This window comes from Streptomyces sp. NPDC085927, from assembly GCF_044540975.1.
Taxonomy (GTDB): Bacteria; Actinomycetota; Actinomycetes; order Streptomycetales; family Streptomycetaceae; genus Streptomyces; species Streptomyces hirsutus.
In genome coordinates this window covers 229,314-253,102 of the sequence record NZ_JBITSN010000009.1, presented here as the reverse complement: position 1 = coordinate 253,102, position 23,789 = coordinate 229,314, and the positions used below count along the sequence as shown (strand labels likewise).

Sequence of the window (23,789 nt, the reverse complement as noted above, 5' to 3'; positions counted from 1 at the left end):
TGGCAATCGCATCGCAGTGGAAAGGAAAGGGCAGGTCGGAGAGGGTGCGTGACGTGCCCCTGGTCAGAGTTGTCCACAGGGTGAGCAGGATCTTCCGATCCGCGAAATCGTCCTGCCATGACGAACAGCAACGAAACGAACGGATCCCCCGAAAACGGTGACCTCACCGGTCGGGAGCGGGACGAGCAGGCCGGCCTTTCGGGACGCGACGAAAACGCCCGCGGCGCCGAGGTCCCGGGGCAGAGGACGCGCAAGGGCGCGAGTACGCACGCAGGGCGGGCGAAGGACATCGCCTGCACCGCTTACGGCAGCCACGGCGGCGAACAGCAGGTCACCCTGCGCACCCCCGCCGAACTCGCCGACGCCCTGCCCTATCTGCTCGGCTACCACCCCGAGGACAGCATCGTCCTGGTCGCCCTGTACGACAAGGACGGACGGGGCCGGTTCGGCGGCCGGGCCAGGCTCGGCATCCCCGCGAACCGGGACGACTGGCCCGCCGCCGCCCGGCAGCTGGCCCAGGGGCTGGTCACGGGCAGCGAGCGCCGAGGCGTCAAGCCCGAGCAGATGGTCGTCTTCCTCTGTCAGGAACCGGGGGAGGGCGAGCCCGGACAGCGGGTCAAGGAGCGGCTGGGTCCGCTCGCTCACGCGCTGCGCCTGGAATGCGGTGCTCTCGACGTCCCCGTGGTGGAGGCCCTGTGCCTCTCGGACGGCCGCTTCTGGTCGTACTGCTGCGACGACGAGGGGTGCTGTCCCGCGGCCGGCACGCCGATGGGGCTGCCGGGCACCTCGGTGCTGGCCGCCGCCGCGACCTACGCCGGACTTCAGGTCCGGGGCACGCTGCGCGAACTGCGGGCGAGGTTCCTCCCGTGGGAGAACGCCGCCGCCCTCGAACAGGAAGCAGCCCTGGACGCCGCCCACCGGACGCTGGTCCCCAGGATCCTCGACGCGGCGGGACGGGACGAGGTCGCTCGGCAGACCCGGGAACTGGCCTCGCGCGTCATGGAGCGGCTGGCCGGCGCCCCCTCCGTGTCCGGCATGCTCCCTGCGGACCTGCGGGACGACGAACTGCTCCGGCACGACGAGGCCGCCACGCTGATCCTCGGCCTGCAGGACCGGACGACCCGGGACCGGGCGGCGGAGTGGATGGAGGGCGAGGAGGCAGGCCCCGCACTCCGCCTGTGGCGGGCGCTGGCCCGCCGTTGCGTCGGATCGTACGGCGAGCACGCCGCAGCTCCCCTGACGCTCGCCGGCTGGGTCGCCTGGTCCACCGGCGACGAGCTGGAGGCCAGGGAGGCACTCGCCATGGCCCTGGGCGCCGATCCCGACTACCTCTTCGCCCGCCTGCTGCACCAGGCCTGCAACGAGGGCCTCGACCCGGAATCGATCCGTCGCTGCCTGCGCGCGGAACGCGATGGCCACGGGAAGACGGACGGCGAGGTCCCGGCCACCGGCGTGGTCGGCGGGGCGGACAGTGAGGATCCGGACAGCGAGGATCCGGGAGACGAGGAGCCCGGTGACACGGAGCCCGATGCGGCGGGAGAACCCACAGCCTTCGGTCCCGGGGCTGTCGTGGGGCGGGAGACGCCCTCACGCCGCCGGCGCCGAGAGCATGTCTCCGGTGCCGGTGCCGGTGCCGGTGCCGGTGGCGGTGGCGGTGGCGGTTTCTTGAGCCGGGGGCGAGCGGAGGGCAGCCGCCCGACCGCGCGTATTCCGCATCCCCGCACGGCGGTGGGTGGCACGCGTCCGGGCGGTGAGCGTCCCGGCATCGAGGGACCGGGCGCCGCACGCCGTCGTCGCGCTGCCTCGCGTCGGGGAGGAGTGACCGGGCGGGAAGAGGGGTGACTGCCGGGTGGGCGAAGGAAGCGGCGACGGCCGGGCGCCGCCCTCTCCGGGGCCCACCCCGCAAGTGAGCCGGCCGTCGCCGACCGAGGGCAAGGAGGCTGAAGAAGCGAGGGGGGCGGAGGGGCAAGGGACCAAGGGGTCAAGGGGAGAGAACTGGTGAGGAGGAGCACCGCAGCGGTCCCGCAGCGCGGGACGCGCCGGCCATCAGGGCCCCGCGGCGGGAGGCACCCGGCCGAAGCGGGTCGGCTGTCGACGCCGTCGGCGAAGGGAGTGTTTATCGTCAGGCAGACGACTATGATCGCCGCATGCCCTACGACCCGTCAGCCTTTCCGCCTTTTGCCGTCACCGTGGACCTGGTCGTGCTGACCGTGCGCCGCCATGCCCTGTGCGCGCTGGCGGTCCGCAGGGGCGAGCCGCCGTTTCAGGGACGCTGGGCGCTCCCCGGCGGATTCGTCCGGGCCGACGAGGACCTGGCGCAGGCAGCGGCACGCGAACTGGCGGAGGAGACCGGGCTGAGCGTGCACGACCCCGCCGCCCCCGCCCAGGCCGGCGGCGCGCACCTGGAACAGCTCGCCACCTACGGCGATCCCGAGCGAGACCCGCGGATGCGGGTCGTGAGCGTCGCACACCTCGCCCTCGCCCCCGACCTGCCCGCACCCAGGGCGGGCGGCGACGCCAGCAACGCGCGCTGGGCCCAGGTCGGGGAACTGCTGGAACAGGCGGACTACGGCAGGGACGGCGAGCCGGTGGCGCCGCTCGCCTTCGACCATGCGCAGATCCTGGCGGACGGGGTGGAGCGCGCCCGCTCCAAGATCGAGTACTCGTCGCTGGCCACGGCCTTCTGCCCGCCCGAGTTCACCGTCGGCGAGCTGCGCCGTGTCTACGAGGCCGTATGGGGTGTGGCCTTGGACCCGCGCAACTTCCATCGCAAGGTGACAGGTACACCAGGCTTCCTGGTGCCGACGGGCGGTACGACCACCCGTCAGGGCGGCCGTCCCGCCCAGCTCTTCCGGGCCGGCGGAGCCACCCTGCTCAATCCGCCGATGCTGCGCCCCGAGGTGTGAACGCACCGGCCTGAGCGGCAGGAGCGGATGCTGACGCGAAGGCCGCGGCAGAGGCGTCCGGCCCGAGCGGGTGCGGGCGTGGGCGCGGACCCCGTACGGCTGAATTCCCCGTGGTCGGCAGGCCTTGCGGTGACCGAAAAATCCGATATGGCGCGCTATCTTGCTTTGGGTGATCCAGGCCATCGGACTGACCAGCAACCCGCGCAAAGAGCTACCGCCCGTCGTCGACGACGTCTCCTTCGAGGCGCACGCAGGCCGCGTCACGATGCTGCTCGGAGCGCCGGGCGCGGGCAAGACGACGGCACTCAGGCTCATGCTCGAACTCCAACCGGGCCGTGGCATCACCTACTTCAGAGGCCGTCCGCTGCACAGCATCGGCCACCCGTCCCGCGAAGTCGGCGTACTGCTGGGCGATGTGCCGGGCCACCCCGCACGCACGGTGCGCGGACACGTCCGCATGCTGTGTGCCGCGGCGGGAGTTCCGGTGCGTCGCGGGGACGAAGTCCTTGAGGCGGTCGGGCTCGTGAGCCTGGAGGAGAAGAGACTCGGCACGCTTTCGCGGGGCATGGACCGACGCCTCGGGCTGGCCTGCGCACTGTTGGGGGACCCGCACACCCTCGTGCTCGACGAACCCGCACGCGGGCTCTCCGCCGGCGAGAACCGCTGGCTGCACGGCATGCTCCGGGCCTACGCGGACCAGGGCGGCACCGTCCTGAGCACCACCGCCGACCCCAAGGAAGCGGCGCGCACCGCGGACCGGGTGGTCACCCTCGATCAGGGCCGGCTCGTCGCCGATCAGCCGGTCGCGGACTTCTCGCGCACCCGGCTGCGCCCCCGCGTCGCCGTCCGCACACCGCATGCCGCCCGGCTCTCGGCACTGCTCACCAAGGAGGCCCGTACCGACCGGCGTTCCGTGGAGGTGGCCGAGGACGGCGGCAACCGTATCTCCGTCTACGGCAGCACCTGTGCGGAGGTCGGCGAGACCGCCTTCCGGCACGGCATCGTCGTCCACCAACTCGCGGACGAGACAGGGGACATGGGGCCCGGCGCAGGCGTGTCCCACACCGAGGGGCCGACCGCCCCGGACGAGGGGACACCCTCCGCAGTGCGGCCCTCCACCGAGCAGCCCTCGGCAGTGCCGCCGCCCACCGCGCCGTCGGCCTGCGCCGCCACTCCCGACGCCGGACATCCCGACAACCCCCTGGACTCCCCTCCTGCCGACCGCCCTCCTGCCGACCGTCCGCCGACCGACCTCCGCGCCGGAGATGAGGCCCGGGTCCTTGAGTCCGGCTCCTCGGCCGGGCTGCCGCCTCCCCTCTCCGTTCGCTCCACCCCCCGCCCCCTCCACCCGCTGCGCTACGAGATCCGCAGGGCCACCGGCGTCGGGACCGGGTTTCTCGTCGGAGCGGCCGTGCTCGTGGTGTCCGCACTCACCGCCGTACTGCTGGCCCGGATCGGACACACCCCGCAGCCGCGCCTGCTGGCCGCATGGCCCAGGGAGTTGCCCCTGCCGCCCGCGGCGATCGGGGCGGGGCTGCTCGGGGCGCTGGCCTTCGGTGACGAGTTCCGCCACCCCGCCCTGGCGGCGAACCGGGGCGGTGTGCCCCGGCGGCCGGCGCTGCTGACCGCCAAACTCCTCGTCGCCTCGGCCGCCGCGCTCGTGCTGGCCGTCCTGACGGTCGGGTGCGATGCGGAGCTGCTCCATCTCGTCTACGGACGGGAGCTCATTGAGATCCCCGCCAACTGGTTGTCGCTCAGCGCGAGTTGGCTCGGACTCGTGATCGGGTGCGCCTGGGCGGGAGTACTGGCCGCAGGGGTCTTCCGGTCCACCACCGCCGGTCTCGCCACGGTCGTCGCCGTCCCCCTCCTCCTTGGGCCCGTCGTACGCAAGCTGGCCGAGGGGCCGCCGGTACGGACCGCGGCCGGGGCGCCCCCGCGGATGCGTGAGGTGGATCCGCTCCGCTGGTCCTTCGGGGGCGAACGGTATCTGGAGGGGGCGCTGCGGATGATCGCCCAACCGGTGGGTGGTGCGCTGGCGTTGTCCCTCGTGGTGCTGCTCTGCGCGTATCTGCTCACATCCTTGCGGAACAGGGCCCGGTGACGACCGACGGTGCCTCGATCGGTCCGTCGATGGCTGCAACTCCCCGGAGGGAGCCCGCTTCCTTCCGATAAGGCGTCAATTGCGACGGGGTGAGCGATCACCCTTTCGTGTGCTTTTCACCAAACTCCTCAAGGGAGTTGGGAGCCACGCCGACAAAAGATGCGTGAGTACCCTTGCGCACACCATGATGACCACCGCCCGCTCCGCGGAATCCGGCCTCGCGGGTCCGGGCGAACTCGACCGCTACCCCTATGCCGACGCGCCCGCCGGCGGCCGTGTCGGGCCCCCTGCCTGGGACGCCGATCCCGAGCTGGGCCGTGGGAGCCGCCGCAGCGCGAGCAACCGCGGCCGCGGGTTGCACGGCCAACTCGTCCAGCAGCTGGGCCAGATGATCGTTTCGGGCGATCTGGGTGCCGACCGGCCCCTGGTTCCCGAGGAGATCGGCCAGCGCTTCGAGGTCTCCCGCACCGTCGTCCGTGAGTCGCTCCGTGTCCTGGAGGCCAAGGGCCTGGTCAGCGCCCGCCCCAACGTCGGCACGCGCGTGCGCCCGGTCAGCGACTGGAATCTGCTCGACCAGGACATCATCGAGTGGAGGGCCTTCGGGCCGCAGCGCGACGACCAGCGCCGTGAGCTCAGCGAGCTGCGCTGGACGATCGAGCCGCTGGCCGCCCGGCTCGCCGCCGGGCACGGGCGCGAGGAGGTCCAGCAGCGCCTGTCCGACATGGTGGAGATCATGGGTCACGCCATGGGACAGGGTGACGCGCTGACCTTCGCCCGAGCCGACTCCGAGTTCCATTCGCTGCTGATCCAGGTCGCCGGCAACCGCATGCTGGAGCACCTTTCCGGGATCGTGTCCGCCGCGCTGCAGGTCTCGGGGGGGCCGCTCACGGGCTGTGAGCGGCCGAACGAAGCGTCGCTCGGGCACCACGGCCGGATCGTCGACGCGCTCGCCGGCGGCGACGGCGCGGCGGCCGAGGCGGCCATGCGTCAGTTGCTGATGGTCCACCCCGAGGTCGAGCGAGTGGTGCCCGGACCGCGCTAGCGCTGACCGCGTTCCGCGGACGGCCCGGCCTGCCATCCCCCTCCTGTGGCACCCTCGGACCGGTGAGCCGCCCGCTGTAGGACCCCGCGGGATCACCTTCGATCCCGCGGGGTCCTACAGTGATGAAGGGGCCGTAAGGTCCGGCATGGTGCCACTGTCACCCCCGAGTGGCCGTCTTTGTCACGATCTGATCGATTATGGACACTTACGGGGTGTGACTCGGGCCACGCGGATTGGGCGTAACGCTCCTGGAAAGAACGCGATGACCTAAGAGGTGACAGTCGCGGAGGAAATACGGACGCCGTTCACGGCGCTGTGCAACTCCCCGGCCCCCGCCCGCATCGTCGGCCCATCCCCAAGCCGGCGGTCGGCTCCTGTCCGTCGTGGACGGGGCCGGAAGCCGTTTTCTCAACGTCCCGAGAGGTTGTTCGTGTCGGCCAGCACATCCCGTACGCTCCCGCCGGAGATCGCCGAATCCGTCTCTGTCATGGCGCTCATCGAGCAGGGAAAGGCTGAGGGGCAGATCGCCGGCGATGACGTGCGTCGGGCCTTCGAAGCTGACCAGATTCCGGCCACTCAGTGGAAGAATGTACTGCGCAGCCTCAACCAGATCCTCGAGGAAGAGGGTGTGACGCTGATGGTCAGTGCCGCGGAGCCCAAGCGCACACGAAAGAGCGTCGCCGCGAAGAGTCCCGCCAAGCGCACCGCGACCAGGACGGTCGCGGCGAAGGCGACGACCACCCGGAAGACCGCCGCCACACCGGCCGCACCCGACGCCGCCGAGGAGGAGGCACCCGCCAAGAAGGCGGCTGCCAAGAAGACCACCGCGAAGAAGGCGGCCGCCAAGAAGACGGCGGTGAAGAAGACGGCCGCCAAGAAGACCGCGGCCAAGAAGGACGACGCCGAGGCGACCGACGAAGAGACCGTCGAGGAGACCAAGGCGACGGACGAGCCGGAGGGCACGGAGGCCGCCGGTTTCGTCCTCTCCGACGAGGACGAGGACGACGCGCCCGCCCAGCAGGTCGCCGCCGCCGGTGCCACTGCCGACCCGGTCAAGGACTACCTCAAGCAGATCGGCAAGGTGCCCCTGCTCAACGCCGAGCAGGAGGTCGAACTCGCCAAGCGGATCGAAGCCGGTCTGTTCGCCGAGGACAAGCTGGCCAACTCCGACAAGCTGGCGCCGAAGCTCAAGCGCGAGCTGGAGATCATCGCCGAGGACGGCCGCCGCGCCAAGAACCACCTCCTGGAGGCCAACCTCCGTCTGGTGGTCTCCCTGGCCAAGCGCTACACCGGACGCGGCATGCTGTTCCTGGACCTCATCCAGGAGGGCAACCTCGGCCTGATCCGCGCGGTGGAGAAGTTCGACTACACCAAGGGCTACAAGTTCTCCACCTACGCCACCTGGTGGATCCGTCAGGCGATCACCCGCGCGATGGCCGACCAGGCCCGCACCATCCGCATCCCGGTGCACATGGTCGAGGTCATCAACAAGCTCGCGCGCGTGCAGCGCCAGATGCTCCAGGATCTGGGCCGCGAGCCCACCCCGGAGGAGCTGGCCAAGGAACTCGACATGACCCCGGAAAAGGTCATCGAGGTCCAGAAGTACGGTCGTGAGCCCATCTCCCTGCACACCCCGCTGGGCGAGGACGGCGACAGCGAGTTCGGTGACCTCATCGAGGACTCCGAGGCCGTCGTCCCGGCCGACGCGGTCAGCTTCACGCTTCTGCAGGAGCAGCTGCACTCCGTCCTGGACACCTTGTCCGAGCGCGAGGCGGGCGTCGTCTCCATGCGTTTCGGTCTCACCGACGGTCAGCCGAAGACCCTCGACGAGATCGGCAAGGTGTACGGCGTCACGCGCGAGCGCATCCGCCAGATCGAGTCCAAGACCATGTCGAAGCTGCGTCACCCGTCGCGCTCCCAGGTCCTGCGCGACTACCTCGACTAGGACAGCGCTCACAGCGGTCCCGCGGAACAGCACCGAGGCCCGGCCCTTTCACGGGGCCGGGCCTCGGTGCTGTTCCGCGGGTGCGGAGCGTGACGGGGTGGATCACTCTGGGTGTCTCATCAACGCCCCAGTGTGAGGAGAGCGCATGCGTCGTCGCCTAGCCCGGGTCCTGGCCCGGCCACTGGTCCTCGCCGCCGCCGCCGCGACCGCGATACCGCTGGCAACGGCCGCTCCGGCGGCTCCGGCGGTCACGGACCGCATCGTCGTCGGCGGGTTCCCGGTCGATGTGGCCCAGAGCCCGTGGACCGTGGCGCTGTCCAGCCGTGACCGGTTCGGGGGTACCCGGGCGGGACAGTTCTGCGGGGGTGTGGCCGTCGGCCGGACCACGGTGCTCACCGCCGCCCACTGCATGAACGAGGAGGTTCTGGGAGCGCCGCCGGAGCGGGTGCCCGACCTCAGAGTGATCTCCGGCCGTACGGATCTGCTGTCGGAGCAGGGGGAGGAGACAGAGGTGCGCGAGACCTGGGTGAATCCGGACTACGACCCGCTCAGCAACTCCGGAGACTTCGCCGTGCTCACCCTGGCCGCACCGCTGCCCTCCGGCTCGGTGATCGGCATGGCCGGCGCGGGCGATCCCGGATACCGGTCCGATACCCCCGCGACCGTCTACGGCTGGGGGGACACCACGGGCTCAGGAACCTACGCCGGCAGTCTGCATGCGGCGCGGGTGCGCGTGCTGCGCGACACCCTGTGCGAGGAGGCCTACCCGGGCGGCAGCGAGGGCACCTACCGGGCCGGGACCATGCTGTGCGCCGGTGAGCAGGCCGGCGGGCCGGACGCCTGCCAGGGGGACAGCGGCGGACCGCTGGTGGCCGAGGGACGGCTGATCGGCCTGGTGTCCTGGGGCAGCGGATGCGGCTGGGCGGACAGTCCCGGGGTCTACACGCGTGTGTCCGAGGTCGTGCGGACGCTGGACGGGGCTTCGGCCCGACAGGCCGGAGGGGCGCCCGACGGCGCCTGAGGACGCCTGGCGAGCCCTGAGCAGGCCTCCCGGGGCTCTCCCGGCAGGGCCCCGGGGCCGAGAAGGCCCAGGAGTGAGAGCGCACGAGAAAAGGGCGGCTGTCTCCGCATCGGAGGCAGCCGCCCCTCCTGCCGGCCTGTGCCGGTCTGGCTCGTCGTCGTACGCGAGATGTCAGCGCGTCTGCGTGATCAGCGCTCTTCCTCGACGGCAGGGGCCGACGGGGAGGTCAGCCGCTCGCTCTCGTCCTGTATCTCAGCGGCGATCTTCTTGAGTTCCGGCTCGAACTTGCGGCCGTGGTGGGCGCAGAAGAGCAGTTCTCCGCCGCTCAGCAGGACGACGCGCAGGTATGCCTGGGCGCCGCAGCGGTCGCAGCGATCGGCGGCCGTCAGGGGGCTCGCGGGGGTCAGAACAGTAGTCACGTCGCCTCTTCTCTAGCTCGACGAGCTGTCGTACCAGGGTCAACATCCAACCAGGCCCAAAACGTTCCCGCTCGTGGCTGCTTCTCGAAAAAATCTTTCCGAGGTGGCCGGATGTTGCCGGTTGGCGGCGAATGTGCCGTATCGCGTGTCTGTGTCGTCGTACGGATTCGCGTCGGATCGGTGGTGGTCGGCCCTCCCGGCTGGGTTGCCGGTTGTTGTTGAGGACGTGCCCGGAGCCTAAATGGTTCATGCCTGGAAGGGAACGTGATGTGTGCTTCACTCCGTCGAGGGATCGAACAGGTATACGACTCTCGACTAGTCTAGGTTTCAGACGAGGGTGGCGTGACAACGGCTCTACCAGGCCTCGGTACCCTCTCACCGGTGACAAGCGACGCGCCCTTACCTATGAGGGCCCCATCTGAAATTCAGCGAGGAGCGAACCGCGTGACCGCCGAGACGTCCGTGCCGTCCACAGCGCTGCTGGCAGGAGCAGACCGGGACGGTTCCAACTACACCGCGCGGCACCTGCTCGTCCTCGAGGGGCTCGAGGCCGTGCGGAAGCGCCCCGGAATGTACATCGGGTCAACCGACAGCCGCGGTCTGATGCACTGCCTCTGGGAGATCATCGACAACTCGGTGGACGAGGCCCTCGGAGGCCACTGCGACCGCATCGATGTGATCCTCCACGACGACGGCTCGGTGGAGGTCCGGGACAACGGCCGCGGCATCCCGGTCGACGTGGAGCCCAAGACCGGCCTCTCCGGTGTCGAGGTCGTCATGACCAAGCTGCACGCCGGCGGCAAGTTCGGCGGCGGTTCGTACGCCGCCTCCGGCGGACTGCACGGCGTCGGCGCGTCCGTCGTCAACGCGCTCTCCGCGCGGCTGGACGTCGAGGTGGACCGCAGCGGGCACACCCACGCGATCAGCTTCCGCCGCGGTGTCCCCGGTGCCTTCGCCGCCCTGGGCCCGGACGCGAAGTTCGAGGCCGGGAGCGGGCTGCGCAGGACCAAGAAGATCCCGAAGACCCGCAGCGGCACGCGTGTGCGCTACTGGGCCGACCGCCAGATCTTCCTCAAGGACGCCAAGCTGGCCCTGGAGACCCTGCACCAGCGCGCCCGCCAGACCGCGTTCCTGGTGCCCGGCCTGACCATCGTCGTCCGCGACGAGCTCGGGCTCGGCGACGGGGGCAGCAAGGGCGAGGAGTCCTTCCGCTTCGACGGCGGCATCAGCGAGTTCTGCGAGTTCCTGGCCACCGACAGGGCCGTCTGCGACACCCTCCGCTTCACGGGGCAGGGCATCTTCAAGGAGACGGTCCCGGTCCTGGACGAGTACGGGCAGATGACCCCCACCGAGGTGACCCGCGAGCTCGGCGTCGACGTCGCGATGCGCTGGGGGACCGGGTACGACACGACGCTCCGGTCCTTCGTCAACATCATCGCCACCCCCAAGGGGGGCACCCACGTCGCCGGCTTCGAGCAGGCCGTCGCCAAGACGGTGAACGAGGTGCTGCGCACGAAGAAGATGCTGCGCGTGGCCGAGGACGACGTCGTCAAGGACGATGCCCTGGAGGGCCTCACGGCGGTCGTCACCGTCCGCCTGGCCGAGCCGCAGTTCGAGGGACAGACCAAGGAGGTTCTCGGCACCTCGGCGGCCCGCCGCATCGTGAACACCGTGATCTCCCGGGAGCTCAAGGCCTTCCTGACCTCCACCAAGCGTGACGCCGCCCAGCAGGCCCGTGTCGTCCTGGAGAAGGCGGTCGCCGCGGCCCGGACCCGCATCGCCGCCCGGCAGCACAAGGACGCCCAGCGCCGCAAGACGGCCCTGGAGTCCTCCTCGCTGCCCGCCAAGCTGGCCGACTGCCGCAGCGACGACGTCGAGCGCAGCGAGCTGTTCATCGTCGAGGGAGACTCCGCCCTCGGCACGGCGAAGCTCGCGCGGAACTCCGAGTTCCAGGCACTGCTGCCGATCCGGGGCAAGATCCTCAACGTTCAGAAGTCGTCCGTGACGGACATGCTGAAGAACGCGGAGTGCGGGGCGATCATCCAGGTCATAGGGGCCGGGTCCGGACGGACGTTCGACATCGACACGGCTCGCTACGGCAAGATCATCATGATGACCGACGCCGATGTGGACGGCTCCCACATCCGCACCCTGCTCCTGACACTGTTCCACCGCTACATGCGGCCCATGGTCGAGTCCGGCCGGGTGTTCGCCGCGGTGCCGCCGCTGCACCGTATCGAGCTCGTCCAGCCCAAGAAGGGTCAGGACAAGTACGTGTACACGTACTCGGACCGTGAGCTGCGCGACAGGCTGATGGAGTTCCAGACCAAGAACATCCGCTACAAGGACTCGATCCAGCGCTACAAGGGCCTCGGCGAGATGGACGCCGACCAGCTGGCCGAGACCACCATGGACCCGCGCCACCGCACCCTGCGCCGGATCAACCTCACCGACCTGGAGGCCGCCGAGCAGGTCTTCGATCTGCTCATGGGCAACGACGTCGCTCCGCGCAAGGAGTTCATCTCCAACTCGGCGGCGACCCTGGACCGGTCGCGCATCGACGCGTGACCGCCGTGCGATCGACGCGCAGCGGTCCCCGCGGTCACCTGATGGGGTGAAGCAGAACGGGAAGAAGAGCCGGGGATCATCCCGTTCTGCCCATCCTTGGGCATGCAGCAAAGCGATGACCGCCCCCACCCGGGCGGAGGCGGTCCCGAGGGTCCCGCCGGACAGGCCGAAAGACGCTCCGCACCTCCCGGGGGAGGCTCGCCCGGACAGTCCGGCGGCGGCCGTCTCCCGTTCCCCGGCGGGCCGTCCGGTGTCGTGAGCTATGAGGACCCCTGGTACGACGCCCTCGCCTCGGGCTGGGGCGAGGGCACCGGCAGTGCCACCGGAGCGTCCACCGCGGTTCGGACGCCGGCGCCGCCGGCGGTCGTACCGGCCGCGCGCGGGCGGGAAGGCGCCGGGGCGGTGGCGGACGTGTACCTCCAGGTCCAGCGCAGCGCCGCGTTCCAGGAAGTGCGCAGCCGCTACCGGAGGTTCGTGGTCCCGGCGGTCGTCGCCTTCTGCGCCTGGTACGTGGCGTACGTCGTGACCGCCACCACCGCGCCGGACCTGATGGCGCGGCCGGTGGCCGGCGCCGTGAACGTGGGGATGCTCGCCGGACTCGGCCAGTTCCTGACCACGTTCCTGCTCACCTGGGCCTACGCACGGCACGCACGACTGCGCAGGGACCGGGCGGCGCTGGAACTGCGCTGGGACACACAGGAGTTGGCGCGCGGCCGGGACGGTGACTCGTGACGGGCGATCACCAGGCGCTGGCACTGCTGCTGTTCAGCGCGTTCGTCGCGGTCACCCTGGGGATCACCACCTGGGTGAGCCGCCGACGGCAGGGCTCGGCCGAGGAGTTCTACGCCGGCGGCCGGCTCTTCTCACCGATGGAGAATGGTTTTGCCATCGCGGGCGACTACATGTCCGCCGCCTCCTTCCTCGGCATCTCCGGACTGATCGCCCTCTTCGGCTACGACGGGATGCTGTACTCGGTGGGCTTCCTGGTGGCCTGGCTCGTGGTGCTGCTCCTGGTCGCGGAACTGGTGCGCAACTGCGGCCGGTTCACCCTCGCCGACGTGGTGGCGGCCCGGATGCGGGAACGACCCGTCCGCATCGCCGCGGGAACGTCGTCGGTCACCGTGTCCGTGCTGTACCTGGTGGCGCAGATGGTGGGCGCGGGCAGCCTGGTCGCGCTGCTGCTCGGCGGCCGGAGCGAGGCGGCGCAGGCCTGGACCGTCGTCGGCGTCGGGGCACTCATGGTGATCTACGTGTCGATGGGAGGGATGCGGGCCACCACCTGGATCCAGATCGTCAAGGCGGTCCTGCTGCTCGGCGGCACCATCGTGCTGACCGTCCTCGTCCTGCTGCGGTTCCACGGCGACTTCAACCGGCTGCTGCTCACGGCGGCCGAGCGCAGCGGTCACGGGGAGGCGTTCCTGGCCCCCGGGCTCGCCTACGGCGGGGACTGGACGTCCCGGTTCGACTTCATGAGCCTGGGGCTCGCGCTGGTGCTGGGCACGGCCGGGCTGCCGCACATCCTGTCCCGCTTCTACACCGTCCCGACCGCGCGGGCGGCCCGGCGCTCGGTCGTCTGGTCGATCGGGCTGATCGGTGGGTTCTACCTGATGACGATCGTGCTCGGGTTCGGTGCCGCCGCCGTCGTCGGACCGGATGCCGTGCGCGGGTCCAACGCGGCCGGGAACACGGCGGTTCCGCTGCTGGCGCTCGACCTGGGCGGCGGCGCCGGCTCCACCGGCGGAACGGTGCTGTTCGCGATCGTCGCCGCGGTCGCCTTCGCCACGATCCTCGCCGTCGTCGCCGGGATCACGCTCGCCTCGTCGGCGTCCGTCGCCCACGACCTGTACGCGTCCCTGCGGCGCCGCGGTGGAAAGCCGCGCAGCGAGGTGGCCGTGGCCCGGGTGGCCGCGCTCGGCATCGGCGTGCTGGCGATCGGGCTCGGCCTGCTGGCCCGTGATCTCAATGTCGCCTTCCTCGTCGGGCTGGCCTTCGCCGTGGCCGCCTCCGCCAACCTGCCCGTGCTGCTCTACTCCCTGTTCTGGCGCGGATTCACCACCAGGGGCGCCGTGTGGGCCGTCTACGGCGGGCTGATCCCGGCCATGGTGCTGGTCCTGCTGTCCCCGGTGGTCTCCGGCAGCCCGGAATCCCTGTTCCCCGGCGTCGACTTCCACCTCTTCCCGCTCCAGAACCCCGGCCTGGTCTCCATCCCGCTCGGCTTCCTCGCCGGCTGGCTCGGCACGGTCACCTCGGCCGAGATTCCCGACGAGGCCAAGCACGCGGAAGCGGAGGTGCGGTCGCTGACGGGCGCGGGAGCCGTGTGACGCGGGCTGGGTGACGAGGGCTGTGCGGCGCCGGGTCAGGGTGGGGCGGGCCGTGCGACGACGCTCAGGCGCGGGCCGGCCGTCCCCACATAACGGGTTCCGGTCAGCTCGCGAGCGCCGCCATGGTCACCTCGCGGATCGCTACCACGTCCATCCGCGCGGGCGAGCCCAGCGCCGACCCGCAGCTTTCCGCGCGGGGCGGCAGGGACGACCCCTGGGCCACCTCCACGCGCCAGCGGCGCCCGTCGGTGTGCGCGACGAGCACCTCCCAGCACGGGGCCGCGCCGTCCGTCCGTACGACGGTCAGCGCCCCGGCGGCGTACTCGTCCACCGCGGTACGCACGGCCAGTTCGGCCGCCTGGCCGGGGCGCTCCCAGGCGGAGCTCCCGCGGCACCCCTCCACAGCGATCCGGCCCTCCTGCGCGCCGCGCAGTGCCTCCTTGACGGTATGCGCCTCGGCCCTGCCGTACGCGTAGCCGTGGGGCAGTACGAGCACCGTGGGCGAGAAGCGGTGTCCGCCCAGGTGGGTGACCTCCCAGACGCCCTCGACGCCGGAGGCGGCGAGCTCGGCCGCCAGGGGCCGGCCGAGGAGCGCGCAGCAGCGGTCGCGCTTGCCGTTGGTGCAGACGAGGGCGAGCGGGCCGCCCTCGTACGGCCGCCCGCCGAGCGCCGTGGCGAAGGTGCCGCTGTGTCCCCTGCCGAGGGCCGCGAAGTCGAGGCCGAGCAGGCGCTCCGGGTCCGTGGTCGTGGCGGCGTGCAGCCACGCGCTGCCGGGCGCGGTGTGGGCCACGTACACCTGGCGCGCGGCGGGCGTCCGGCGGTCCGCGTGACGTCCGGGGCGCCTGATCAGGGCGATGCGCACCCCGGTGCCCGACGCGGCGGCTTCCAGGGCCCGGCCCAGCGCCGGGTCGAGGTGGCTCGACGTGAGCGCCTTGGGGCCCCAGGGACCGGACTGTTCCAGCAGGAGCCAGGTCCTCGCGGTGGCCGCTGTTCCCGCGACGGGCTCGTCGAGCTCGCGGGAGGCGGTTGAGCACGTACTCACAGAGGTGAGCCTAACCTGAGTTGCTCCTGAGCGCCGAGCGACGCCGCCTTGGTGCAATCCGCTGCGAACCACCCCAAGTGTTTCTGATCATCGATTCTCCGATCACTCGCGCTCCGGTGAGTGATATGAATGCGCGCAAGCGTTGCGCCTATTGAGGTGTGAGGCGGTCGCGTCGTGGCGAGCCGTCCCCCGGCCGGGGCTCGGGCCTGCGAGGATGCCGTCGCGTAGCAGCGGGCGCGGGCCCGCTTGTGCCTTGAGGACAAAGGAAATTCATCAGTGAGTCAGATCATCCGCCGCCTTGGTGTTGCTCCACGTCATCGAGGCAGTACGGGGGGCGGGACCTGTCCCGACATCTTCGAGTTGGTGGACGGGAACTTCGCGGTCATCGGCACGGACGCGACTGATTCGCTCGATGCCCAACTGCCCGAGGACGCGGCTCGGGCCGACTACGAACGCATCGTCGTGATTTCCCGGGAGACCCTGATCAAGGCGAAGGCGGACATCCCGGACGCCTGAGTCGCGTCGGCCGGACGGACCTGCTCCTTGCGGCGGTGCCGCTGTGGGGCGGTGCTGTGGCTCACGGGCCGAGGGGCGGTTCGCCGACCACCCACCACTCGTCGGTGTCGGCCTCGTCGAGCTGCAGCAGCAGGTCGTCGATCAGCAGGCCGAGTTCCGCCTCCTCGGTTCCCGTCAGGCTCGCGCGCTGATGCCGGGTCGCGTACCAGTACTCTCTGACGATCGGGTTCTGGAACATGCCCCGGGCGTGTTTGAAGAACTCGTCCCGGTCGAGGTTGCCGATGCGGTAGTAGCAGAGCAGGTTCGTGTACAGAACGTTGGCGAAGAGGTACTGGCGACGCTTCTGCGCGGTGACCGGAATCTCGAAGATGTCCAGGACTTCGGTGAGTTCGGGGTCGTCCATCGCCTTGCTCAGCAGTTCCCAGTGCTGGCGCTGCTGGCTCGCCAGATTCGCGTGCCGCTGGGTGTGCGACTGCTGTTCCAGGCGTTCCAGGCGGGTGCGCAGCGACTCCAGCGTGTGGCGTCGGGCCGCCGCGGTGGCGAGGATGCCCGCGGCCATCCCCAGCCCCGCCACCGCGGCGGCATCAAGCCCGCGCTTGCGAATTTTCCGTGTGGCCATGTCACTTACCCCCGATCAGGCAGCCGTCCGCCGGCCGTCGGGGTTCGGGTCGACTGCAGGGGACCGGCGAGCGGTGGGCGGCGCTTGCCGCCTTCCAGGGTGCCGAGCGGCTCTGATCGGCGGGAAGGCGGAGAGGCGGCGCACGGAGGGAAGCGAGGGTCGCACAATCCGGCGCCTTGTCCAACGTCTGCCCCGCGAATGCTGCTAACAATCGTTCACTTCGCCACAGTTCTCACCGCTCGTATCCTGGGGAGTCAGTTGATTCCCGGACGTACGCCGAAGCGCGAGCCGGGGTACGCGTAGGTGTGAGAGGGGTCGCGCGGTGGAGCGGAGCAGCGGTCGGCAGATTCCGGTCGTCGTCCTGGCCGGGTTTCTCGGGTCCGGGAAGACCACCCTGCTCAACCACCTTCTCCACCGCAGCGGCGGCAGCCGTATCGGGGCCGTCGTCAACGACTTCGGTGCCATCGAGATCGACGCCATGGCCGTGGCCGGAGCGCTCGGCGACTCGACCGTCTCGCTCGGCAACGGATGCCTGTGCTGTGCCGTCGACGGCAGCGAGCTCGACGTGTATCTCGAACGGCTGGCACGGCCGTCCGCCGGGATCGACGTCATCGTCATCGAGGCCAGCGGCCTCGCCGAGCCGCAGGAGCTCGTGCGGATGGTGCTCGCCAGCGAACACCCCCGGATCGTGTACGGCGGACTCGTCGAGGTCGTGGACGCCGCCGAGTTCGAGGAGACCCGGGCCAGACATCCCGGGATCGACCGGCACCTCGGCCTCGCCGATCTGGTCGTGGTGAACAAGCTCGACCGGGCGGCGGACGCGGAGGGCCTGCTGGGTGTCGTGCGGTCGCTCGTCGACCGCGCCGCCGTCGTCCCCGCCACGCACGGCCGTGTCGATCCGGAGCTCCTCTTCGACCGCAGGCCGGCCGAGGAGCGCGTCGGACAGCTCTCCTTCGACGACCTGCACCGGCACGGACCCGACGCCGACGAGCACGCCGGCCATCTGCACGCCCGGTACGACAGCCTGTCCTTCACCTCCGCCGTACCGCTCGACCCGCGGCGGCTGATCCGGTTCCTCGACAGCCGCCCGGAGGGGCTCTACCGGATCAAGGGATACATCGACTTCGGGCCCTACGACACCGGGAACCGGTACGCCGTGCATGCCGTCGGGCGGTTCCTGCGGTTCTACCCGGAGCCCTGGCCGGCCGGCGCGGAACGGCTCACGCAGCTGGTGCTCATCGGGACCGGCATCGACAGCGCCGCCCTCCGCAAGGAGCTGGAGGAGGCCTGCGGCAGCGAAGCCCCCGACGCCCCGCACGCCGACGAACAGGGCATGTGGGGCGTGCTGCGATACGTACCGGAGCCCGAGGAACCGCAGAGCCGGGAGGACCCGCAGGGTTATGAGGCCCCGCAGGCCCCGCAGGCTTGAGGTCTTTCGTTTGGATCAGGCCGGACCGGACCGGATCAGGCCTGATCCGGCATCGGACCCCGCGAGCCCGGCATGATCCGGCGAGAGCCCTAGACCGGCCCCGCCACCACCGCCACCGTCTTCGGCAGCGACACTCCCGAGCCGTCGCGGCGCGGGTCGGGCTCCGGCAGGTCGACCGGCGTCCCGTTCTTCTGGGAGGCGCGGGCCGGGGTGGGGCCGGCCCAGGCCAGGGACAGGCAGTCCTCGCCCTTGAGGAACCGCTGGCAGCGCACCCCGCCGGTGGCCCGGCCCTTGCGCGGGAACTGGTCGAACGGGGTCAGCTTGGCCGTCGTCTGGACGGAGTCGTCCAGCGTGCCGCGCGAGCCGGCGACCGTGAACACCACCGCGTCCGCCCCCGGATCGATCGCCGTGAAGGTGATGACCTTCGCGCCCTCGGCGAGCTTGATGCCCGCCATGCCGCCGGCGGGACGCCCCTGCGGACGGACCTGTGAGGCCTGGTAGCGCAGCAGTTGCGCGTCGTCGGTGACGAAGATCAGGTCCTCCTCACCCGTACGCAGCTCGACGGCGCCGACGATCCGGTCGCCCTCCTTGAGGGTGATGACCTCCAGCTCCTCCTTGTTGGAGGGGTAGTCGGGCACCACCCGCTTGACGACGCCCTGTTCCGTGCCGAGCGCGAGACCCGGCGACGACTCGTCGAGCGTCGTCAGGCAGATCACCCGCTCACCGTCCTCCAGGGAGACGAACTCCGAAACCGGCGCCCCGCCCGAGAGGTTCGGGGTCGGCATCGACTCCGGCAGCTGCGGGAGGTCGACGACGTTCACCCGCAGCAGACGCCCCGTCGAGGTGACCACACCCACCTCGCCCCGGGCGGTGGCCGGCACCGCCGAGAGGATCATGTCGTGCTTGACCCGCTTGGCGTGCGCGCCCTTGGGGAACGGCTTCGCGTCCGCCGTACGGGCGAGCAGGCCCGTGTCGGACAGCAGCACCCGGCACGGGTCGTCCGCCACCTGAAGCGGCACGGCGGTGACCGGCGTGGCGGACCCGTCCAGCAGGACCGTACGGCGGTCGTTACCGAACTTCTTGGCCACCGCGGCCAGTTCGGACGAGACCAGCTTGCGCAGCTCCGCGTCCGACTCCAGGATGCGGGTCAGCTCCTCGATCTCCTCGTTCAACCGCTCCTGCTCCGCCTCCAGTTCGATGCGGTCGAACCTGGTGAGGCGGCGCAGGGGGGTGTCCAGGATGTACTGGGTCTGGATCTCGCTCAGCGAGAACTGCTCCATCAGACGCTGCTTCGCCTGCGCGGAGTTGTCGCTGGAGCGGATCAGGCGGATGACCTCGTCGATGTCCAGCAGCGCCGTGAGCAGGCCCTCGACCAGGTGCAGACGGTCGCGCCGCTTGCTGCGGCGGAACTCCGAGCGGCGGCGGACCACGTTGAAGCGGTGGTCGAGATAGACCTCCAGCAGCTCCTTGAGGCCCAGGGTGAGCGGCTGGCCGTCCACCAGGGCCACGTTGTTGATGCCGAAGGACTCCTCCATGGGGGTCAGCCTGTACAGCTGCTCCAGGACCGCCTCCGGCACGAAGCCGTTCTTGATCTCGACGACCAGACGCAGCCCGTGGGCGCGGTCGGTGAGGTCCTTGACGTCGGCGATGCCCAGGAGCTTCTTCGAACCGACCAGGTCCTTGATCTTGGCGATCACCTTCTCCGGGCCCACCGAGAACGGCAGCTCGGTGATGACCAGGCCCTTGCGGCGGGCGGTCACCTCCTCCACGGTGACCGTCGCGCGGATCTTGAAGGTCCCGCGGCCCTTCTCGTACGCGTCCCGGATGCCCGGGAGGCCGACGATCCTGCCGCCGGTGGGCAGGTCGGGGCCCGGCACATGGCGCATCAGGGCGTCGAGGTCCGCGTTCGGATACCGGATCAGGTGGCGGGCGGCCGCGATCACCTCGCGGAGGTTGTGCGGCGGCATGTTGGTGGCCATGCCGACCGCGATGCCCGACGCACCGTTCACCAGGAGGTTCGGGAACGCGGCGGGCAGGGTCGTCGGCTCCTGCTCCTGGCCGTCGTAGTTGGGCGCGAAGTCGACCGTGTCCTCGTCGATGGACTCGGTCATCAGGCTCGTGGCCTCGGTCATCCGGCTCTCGGTGTACCGCATGGCCGCCGGCGGGTCGTCGTTGCCCAGGGAGCCGAAGTTGCCGTGGCCGTCGACCAGGGGGACCCGCATCGAGAAGGGCTGCGCCATGCGCACCAGGGCGTCGTAGATCGACGCGTCGCCATGGGGGTGCAGCTTGCCCATGACCTCGCCGACCACGCGCGCGCACTTCACGTAGCCGCGGTCGGGACGCAGGCCCATCTCGTTCATCTGGTAGACGATGCGCCGGTGCACCGGCTTCATGCCGTCACGCGCGTCCGGCAGGGCGCGGGAGTAGATGACCGAGTACGCGTACTCGAGGAAGGAGCCCTGCATCTCGTCGACGACGTCGATGTCGAGGATCCGCTCCTCGTACGAGTCGTCGGGCGGCGGGGTCTTCGTGCTGCGGCGGGCCATCGCTGCCGGCTCCTTGCTGAAGCGTGGGACGGTATCTGACGCGGACCATTGTGGACCGCCGCACCGACAACCGGGACCATGACCCCCGCCGCCGTCCTCCGTCGGGGACCGGGGCGGGGTGCCGGCAGAGTACGCGCACCTCCCGCCGGCGCCGCGGGCGGGGCACCGGCCCGGCCGGGGCGCCGGCACCGGGCGCGCACCTCGTACGCCCCGTGATCCCGCGCCCGGCGCGGTCCCGTACGCCCCACGAACCCCATGCGTATCGCACCGTCCCACCCGTACCCGTGGTTCTCGCTCTCGGCGTACCCGGTCCCGTCCGGGAACTTCACCAGTGCTCCGCACGCTTGCATACAGTGGCAGGACCGGCACAAACGGCGGATGCGACGACCGCCTCCGCGATCGAAGGGACATACATGCCCATGGGTCACACGGCCACCGCCCAGGCAGGCCCCGGCGGCCTGACAGCGACCGAGCACCGGCTGTCCAACGGCCTGCGCGTGGTGCTCTCCGAGGACCACCTGACCCCCGTCGCGGCGGTGTGCCTCTGGTACGACGTCGGTTCGCGTCACGAAGTCAAGGGACGCACCGGCCTGGCTCACCTTTTCGAGCACCTCATGTTCCAGGGGTCCGGCCAGGTGAAGGGCAACGGCCACTTCGAACTGGTCCAGGGAGCCGGAGGCTCGCTCAACGGCACCACCAGCTTCGAGCGGACCAACTACTTCGAGACCATGCCGACCCACCAGCTGGAACTCGCCCTCTGGCTCGAGGCCGACCGCATGGGCTCCCTGCTGGCCGCCCTGGACGAGGAGTCCATGGAGAACCAGCGGGACGTCGTCAAGAACGAGCGCCGCCAGCGCTACGACAACGTCCCCTACGGCACGGCTTTCGAGAAGCTGACCGCCCTCTCCTACCCGGAGGGCCACCCTTACCACCACACGCCCATCGGCTCGATGGCGGACCTGGACGCGGCCACCCTGGAGGACGCCCGCGCCTTCTTCCGCACGTACTACGCGCCGAACAACGCCGTGCTCTCCGTCGTCGGTGACATCGACCCGGAGCAGACGCTCGCCTGGATCGAGAAGTACTTCGGCTCCATCCCGTCCCACGACGGCAAGCCCGAGCCCCGCGACGGCTCGCTGCCCGAGATCATCGGCGAGGAGCTGCGTGAGCTCGTCGAGGAGGAGGTCCCCGCGCGGGCGCTGATGGCCGCCTACCGGCTGCCCGAGGACGGCACGCGCGCGAGCGACGCGGCGGACCTGGCGCTCACCATCCTCGGCGGCGGTGAGTCCTCGCGGCTCTACAACCGGCTGGTGCGACGGGACCGTACGGCCGTGGCGGCCGGATTCGGCCTGCTGCGGCTGTCCGGGGCGCCCTCCCTGGGCTGGCTGGACGTGAAGACGTCCAATGACGTGAAGGTACCCGTCATCGAGGCCGCGATCGACGAGGAGCTCGCCCGGTTCGCCGAGGAGGGCCCCACGGCCGAGGAGATGGAGCGCGCCCAGGCGCAGCTGGAGCGCGAGTGGCTGGACCGGCTCAGCACCGTCGCCGGCCGGGCCGACGAGCTGTGCCGGTACGCCGTCCTGTTCGGCGACCCGCAGCTCGCCCTCACCGCCGTCGGACGCATCCTCGACGTGACCGCCGAGGACGTCCGGGAGGTCGCCGGGGCCCGCCTGCGTCCCGACAACCGCGCGGTGCTCGTCTACGAGCCGGTCGCCGCCGGAGCCGGGGAGTCCGAAGAAGCCGCAGCCGCCGGCACCGAAGAGGCCGCGGCCGCCGGCACCGACGAGAACGAGGAGACGGCGAAGTGACCGAGCTCGCCACGATGGACTTCCACCCCCAGCCGCAGGCGGGCGAGGCCCGGCCCTGGGCCTTCCCGGCCCCCGAGCGCACCACCCTCGACAACGGTTTGACGGTGCTGCGCTGCCACCGCCCCGGCCAGCAGATCGTCGCCGTCGAGGTGCTGCTCGACGCGCCCCTGGAGGCCGAGCCGGTTGGGCTCGACGGTGTCGCCACGATCACCGCGCGGGCGTTCTCCGAGGGCACCGACAAGCACTCCGCCGAGGAGTTCGCCGCCGAACTGGAGCGCTGTGGCGCCACCCTGGACGCCTACGCCGACCACCCCGGCATCCGCCTGAGCCTCGAGGTGCCGGCCTCACGGCTCGCCAAGGGGCTCGGGCTGCTCGCCGACGCCCTCAGGGCGCCCGCCTTCGCCGACAGCGAGATCGAGCGCCTCGTCCGCAACCGACTCGACGAGATCCCGCACGAGCTGGCCAACCCCTCCCGTCGCGCCGCCAAGGAACTCTCCAAGGAGCTGTTCCCGGCGACGTCGCGCATGTCCCGCCCGCGCCAGGGCACCGAGGAGACGGTCGCAGCCATCGACTCGGCGGCCGTACGGGCCTTCCACGAGAAGCACGTCCGCCCCGCGACCGCCACCACGGTGGTCGTCGGCGACCTCACCGGCACCGACCTGGACGAGCTGCTCGGCGACACCCTCGGCGCCTGGACCGGATCGGCCGCCCAGCCGCGGCCCGTTCCGCCGGTCGTCGCCGACGACACCGGCCGGGTCGTGATCGTGGACCGCCCCGGTGCCGTACAGACGCAGCTGCTCATCGGCCGCGTCGGAGCGGACCGGCACGACCGTGTGTGGGCCGCGCAGGTGCTCGGCACCTACTGCCTCGGCGGCACCCTCACCTCCCGGCTGGACCGCGTCCTGCGCGAGGAGAAGGGGTACACCTACGGCGTACGGTCGTTCGGCCAGGTCCTGAGGTCCGCCCCGGACGGCACCGGCGCGTCGCTGCTCGCCATCAGCGGCTCCGTCGACACCCCGAACACCGGCCCCGCCCTGCAGGACCTGTGGACGGTGCTGCGCACCCTCGCCGCGGAGGGCCTCACCGACGCCGAACGCGACGTCGCCGTGCAGAACCTGGTGGGGGTGGCGCCGCTCAAGTACGAGACCGCCGCGGCCGTCGCCGGCACCCTGGCCGACCAGGTGGAGCAGCACCTGCCCGACGACTACCAGGCCGAGCTGTACCGGCGGCTCGCCGCCACGGGCACCGTGGAGGCGACCGCGGCAGTGGTGAACGCCTTCCCGGTGGACCGCCTCGTGACCGTCCTGGTCGGCGACGCGGCGAAGATCAAGGAGCCCGTCGAGGCGCTCGGCATCGGCGAAGTCACCGTCGTGGCCGCCGAGTAGAGGCCCCGTCGGCGGCCGGGACGCCGCTGAGGGGGCAGTCCGCGGGGATCCCGTGGGCACCCGGCGGAGCGCATGCGCGCGTGGCCCTGGTGGCATGCAAGCCACCAGGGCCCGCTCATGC

At 71.0% G+C, this 23,789-nt stretch carries 17 protein-coding genes; 13 read left to right on the top strand and 4 right to left on the bottom strand.

Translation table 11 applies throughout. From position 1 onward, the window contains the following. Window positions 1-117 precede the first annotated feature (117 nt). From ACIF80_RS24090 to ACIF80_RS24065, 6 genes are all read left to right on the top strand, one after another. On the top strand, window positions 118-1,842 hold the full coding sequence (locus ACIF80_RS24090; protein ID WP_399808096.1) for a DUF4192 domain-containing protein: 1,725 nt from the start codon (window positions 118-120) through the stop codon (window positions 1,840-1,842). 305 nt (window positions 1,843-2,147) lie between these two features. After that, on the top strand, window positions 2,148-2,906 hold the full coding sequence (locus ACIF80_RS24085) for an NUDIX domain-containing protein (protein ID WP_399808093.1): 759 nt from the start codon (window positions 2,148-2,150) through the stop codon (window positions 2,904-2,906). 169 nt (window positions 2,907-3,075) lie between these two features. After that, window positions 3,076-5,007, top strand: coding sequence for an ATP-binding cassette domain-containing protein (locus ACIF80_RS24080; protein ID WP_399808091.1), 1,932 nt, complete (start codon window positions 3,076-3,078; stop codon window positions 5,005-5,007). A gap of 163 nt (window positions 5,008-5,170) precedes the next feature. Next, on the top strand, window positions 5,171-6,049 hold the full coding sequence (locus ACIF80_RS24075) for a FadR/GntR family transcriptional regulator (RefSeq protein WP_399808088.1): 879 nt from the start codon (window positions 5,171-5,173) through the stop codon (window positions 6,047-6,049). Window positions 6,050-6,479: 430 nt separating this feature from the next. Next, on the top strand, window positions 6,480-7,994 hold the full coding sequence (locus ACIF80_RS24070) for an RNA polymerase sigma factor (protein ID WP_399808085.1): 1,515 nt from the start codon (window positions 6,480-6,482) through the stop codon (window positions 7,992-7,994). A 145-nt stretch (window positions 7,995-8,139) separates the two neighbouring features. After that, complete coding sequence (locus ACIF80_RS24065; protein ID WP_399808082.1) at window positions 8,140-9,015, top strand: S1 family peptidase; 876 nt, start codon at window positions 8,140-8,142, stop codon at window positions 9,013-9,015. A 188-nt stretch (window positions 9,016-9,203) separates the two neighbouring features. Here ACIF80_RS24065 and ACIF80_RS24060 read toward each other — a convergent pair whose 3' ends face one another. Continuing rightward, window positions 9,204-9,434 carry a hypothetical protein gene (locus ACIF80_RS24060; RefSeq protein ID WP_055571934.1) on the bottom strand — a complete coding sequence of 77 codons (231 nt, stop codon included), beginning with the start codon at window positions 9,432-9,434 and terminating at the stop codon, window positions 9,204-9,206. A 444-nt stretch (window positions 9,435-9,878) separates the two neighbouring features. On the opposite strand from ACIF80_RS24060, the gene ACIF80_RS24055 reads away from it, so the two are divergent. The 3 genes from ACIF80_RS24055 to ACIF80_RS24045 all read left to right on the top strand — a co-directional run bounded on the left by ACIF80_RS24055 (window position 9,879) and on the right by ACIF80_RS24045 (window position 14,323). Continuing rightward, the gene (locus ACIF80_RS24055; protein WP_399808078.1) at window positions 9,879-12,002 is read left to right on the top strand and encodes a type IIA DNA topoisomerase subunit B; all 2,124 of its coding nucleotides are present in this window, start codon (window positions 9,879-9,881) and stop codon (window positions 12,000-12,002) included. A gap of 102 nt (window positions 12,003-12,104) precedes the next feature. Continuing rightward, on the top strand, window positions 12,105-12,734 hold the full coding sequence (locus ACIF80_RS24050; protein WP_399808077.1) for a DUF485 domain-containing protein: 630 nt from the start codon (window positions 12,105-12,107) through the stop codon (window positions 12,732-12,734). Beyond that, window positions 12,731-14,323, top strand: coding sequence for a cation acetate symporter (locus ACIF80_RS24045; RefSeq protein ID WP_399808074.1), 1,593 nt, complete (start codon window positions 12,731-12,733; stop codon window positions 14,321-14,323). The genes ACIF80_RS24050 and ACIF80_RS24045 overlap by 4 nt, the downstream gene beginning before the upstream one ends. Before the next feature lie 103 nt (window positions 14,324-14,426). Here ACIF80_RS24045 and ACIF80_RS24040 read toward each other — a convergent pair whose 3' ends face one another. Next, window positions 14,427-15,365: a sucrase ferredoxin gene (locus ACIF80_RS24040; protein ID WP_399808071.1), complete on the bottom strand. Its 939-nt coding sequence runs from the start codon at window positions 15,363-15,365 to the stop codon at window positions 14,427-14,429. A 276-nt stretch (window positions 15,366-15,641) separates the two neighbouring features. Between ACIF80_RS24040 and ACIF80_RS24035 the strand changes: the two genes are divergently transcribed. Then, the gene (locus tag ACIF80_RS24035; protein ID WP_399808070.1) at window positions 15,642-15,881 is read left to right on the top strand and encodes a hypothetical protein; all 240 of its coding nucleotides are present in this window, start codon (window positions 15,642-15,644) and stop codon (window positions 15,879-15,881) included. A 61-nt stretch (window positions 15,882-15,942) separates the two neighbouring features. On the opposite strand, the gene ACIF80_RS24030 is transcribed toward ACIF80_RS24035, so the two are convergent. Next, window positions 15,943-16,500, bottom strand: coding sequence for a DUF6082 family protein (locus tag ACIF80_RS24030; RefSeq protein ID WP_399808068.1), 558 nt, complete (start codon window positions 16,498-16,500; stop codon window positions 15,943-15,945). 322 nt (window positions 16,501-16,822) lie between these two features. On the opposite strand from ACIF80_RS24030, the gene ACIF80_RS24025 reads away from it, so the two are divergent. Then, complete coding sequence (locus ACIF80_RS24025) at window positions 16,823-17,929, top strand: CobW family GTP-binding protein (protein WP_399808065.1); 1,107 nt, start codon at window positions 16,823-16,825, stop codon at window positions 17,927-17,929. An 89-nt stretch (window positions 17,930-18,018) separates the two neighbouring features. Here the strand turns inward: ACIF80_RS24025 and ACIF80_RS24020 are convergent, their stop codons facing one another. Further along, window positions 18,019-20,475 carry a DNA topoisomerase (ATP-hydrolyzing) subunit A gene (locus ACIF80_RS24020; protein WP_399808062.1) on the bottom strand — a complete coding sequence of 819 codons (2,457 nt, stop codon included), beginning with the start codon at window positions 20,473-20,475 and terminating at the stop codon, window positions 18,019-18,021. Between the two features lie 413 nt (window positions 20,476-20,888). Here ACIF80_RS24020 and ACIF80_RS24015 point away from each other — a divergent pair, with 413 nt between their 5' ends. Together ACIF80_RS24015 and ACIF80_RS24010 are read left to right on the top strand one after the other, a co-directional pair. Then, the gene (locus tag ACIF80_RS24015; protein ID WP_399808060.1) at window positions 20,889-22,283 is read left to right on the top strand and encodes a M16 family metallopeptidase; all 1,395 of its coding nucleotides are present in this window, start codon (window positions 20,889-20,891) and stop codon (window positions 22,281-22,283) included. Beyond that, window positions 22,280-23,668, top strand: coding sequence for a M16 family metallopeptidase (locus tag ACIF80_RS24010; RefSeq protein ID WP_399808057.1), 1,389 nt, complete (start codon window positions 22,280-22,282; stop codon window positions 23,666-23,668). The genes ACIF80_RS24015 and ACIF80_RS24010 overlap by 4 nt, the downstream gene beginning before the upstream one ends. Window positions 23,669-23,789: the final 121 nt, after the last annotated feature.

What these genes read in the sequence shown, in the direction of transcription:
- ACIF80_RS24020 (WP_399808062.1), bottom strand. Translation starts at nt 20,475, where the DNA reads ATGGCCCGCCGCAGCACGAAGACCCCGCCGCCCGACGACTCGTACGAG.
- ACIF80_RS24065 (WP_399808082.1), top strand. Translation starts at nt 8,140, where the DNA reads ATGCGTCGTCGCCTAGCCCGGGTCCTGGCCCGGCCACTGGTCCTCGCC.
- ACIF80_RS24015 (WP_399808060.1), top strand. Translation starts at nt 20,889, where the DNA reads ATGCCCATGGGTCACACGGCCACCGCCCAGGCAGGCCCCGGCGGCCTG.
- ACIF80_RS24090 (WP_399808096.1), top strand. Translation starts at nt 118, where the DNA reads ATGACGAACAGCAACGAAACGAACGGATCCCCCGAAAACGGTGACCTC.
- ACIF80_RS24030 (WP_399808068.1), bottom strand. Translation starts at nt 16,500, where the DNA reads ATGGCCACACGGAAAATTCGCAAGCGCGGGCTTGATGCCGCCGCGGTG.
- ACIF80_RS24085 (WP_399808093.1), top strand. Translation starts at nt 2,148, where the DNA reads ATGCCCTACGACCCGTCAGCCTTTCCGCCTTTTGCCGTCACCGTGGAC.
- ACIF80_RS24050 (WP_399808077.1), top strand. Translation starts at nt 12,105, where the DNA reads ATGCAGCAAAGCGATGACCGCCCCCACCCGGGCGGAGGCGGTCCCGAG.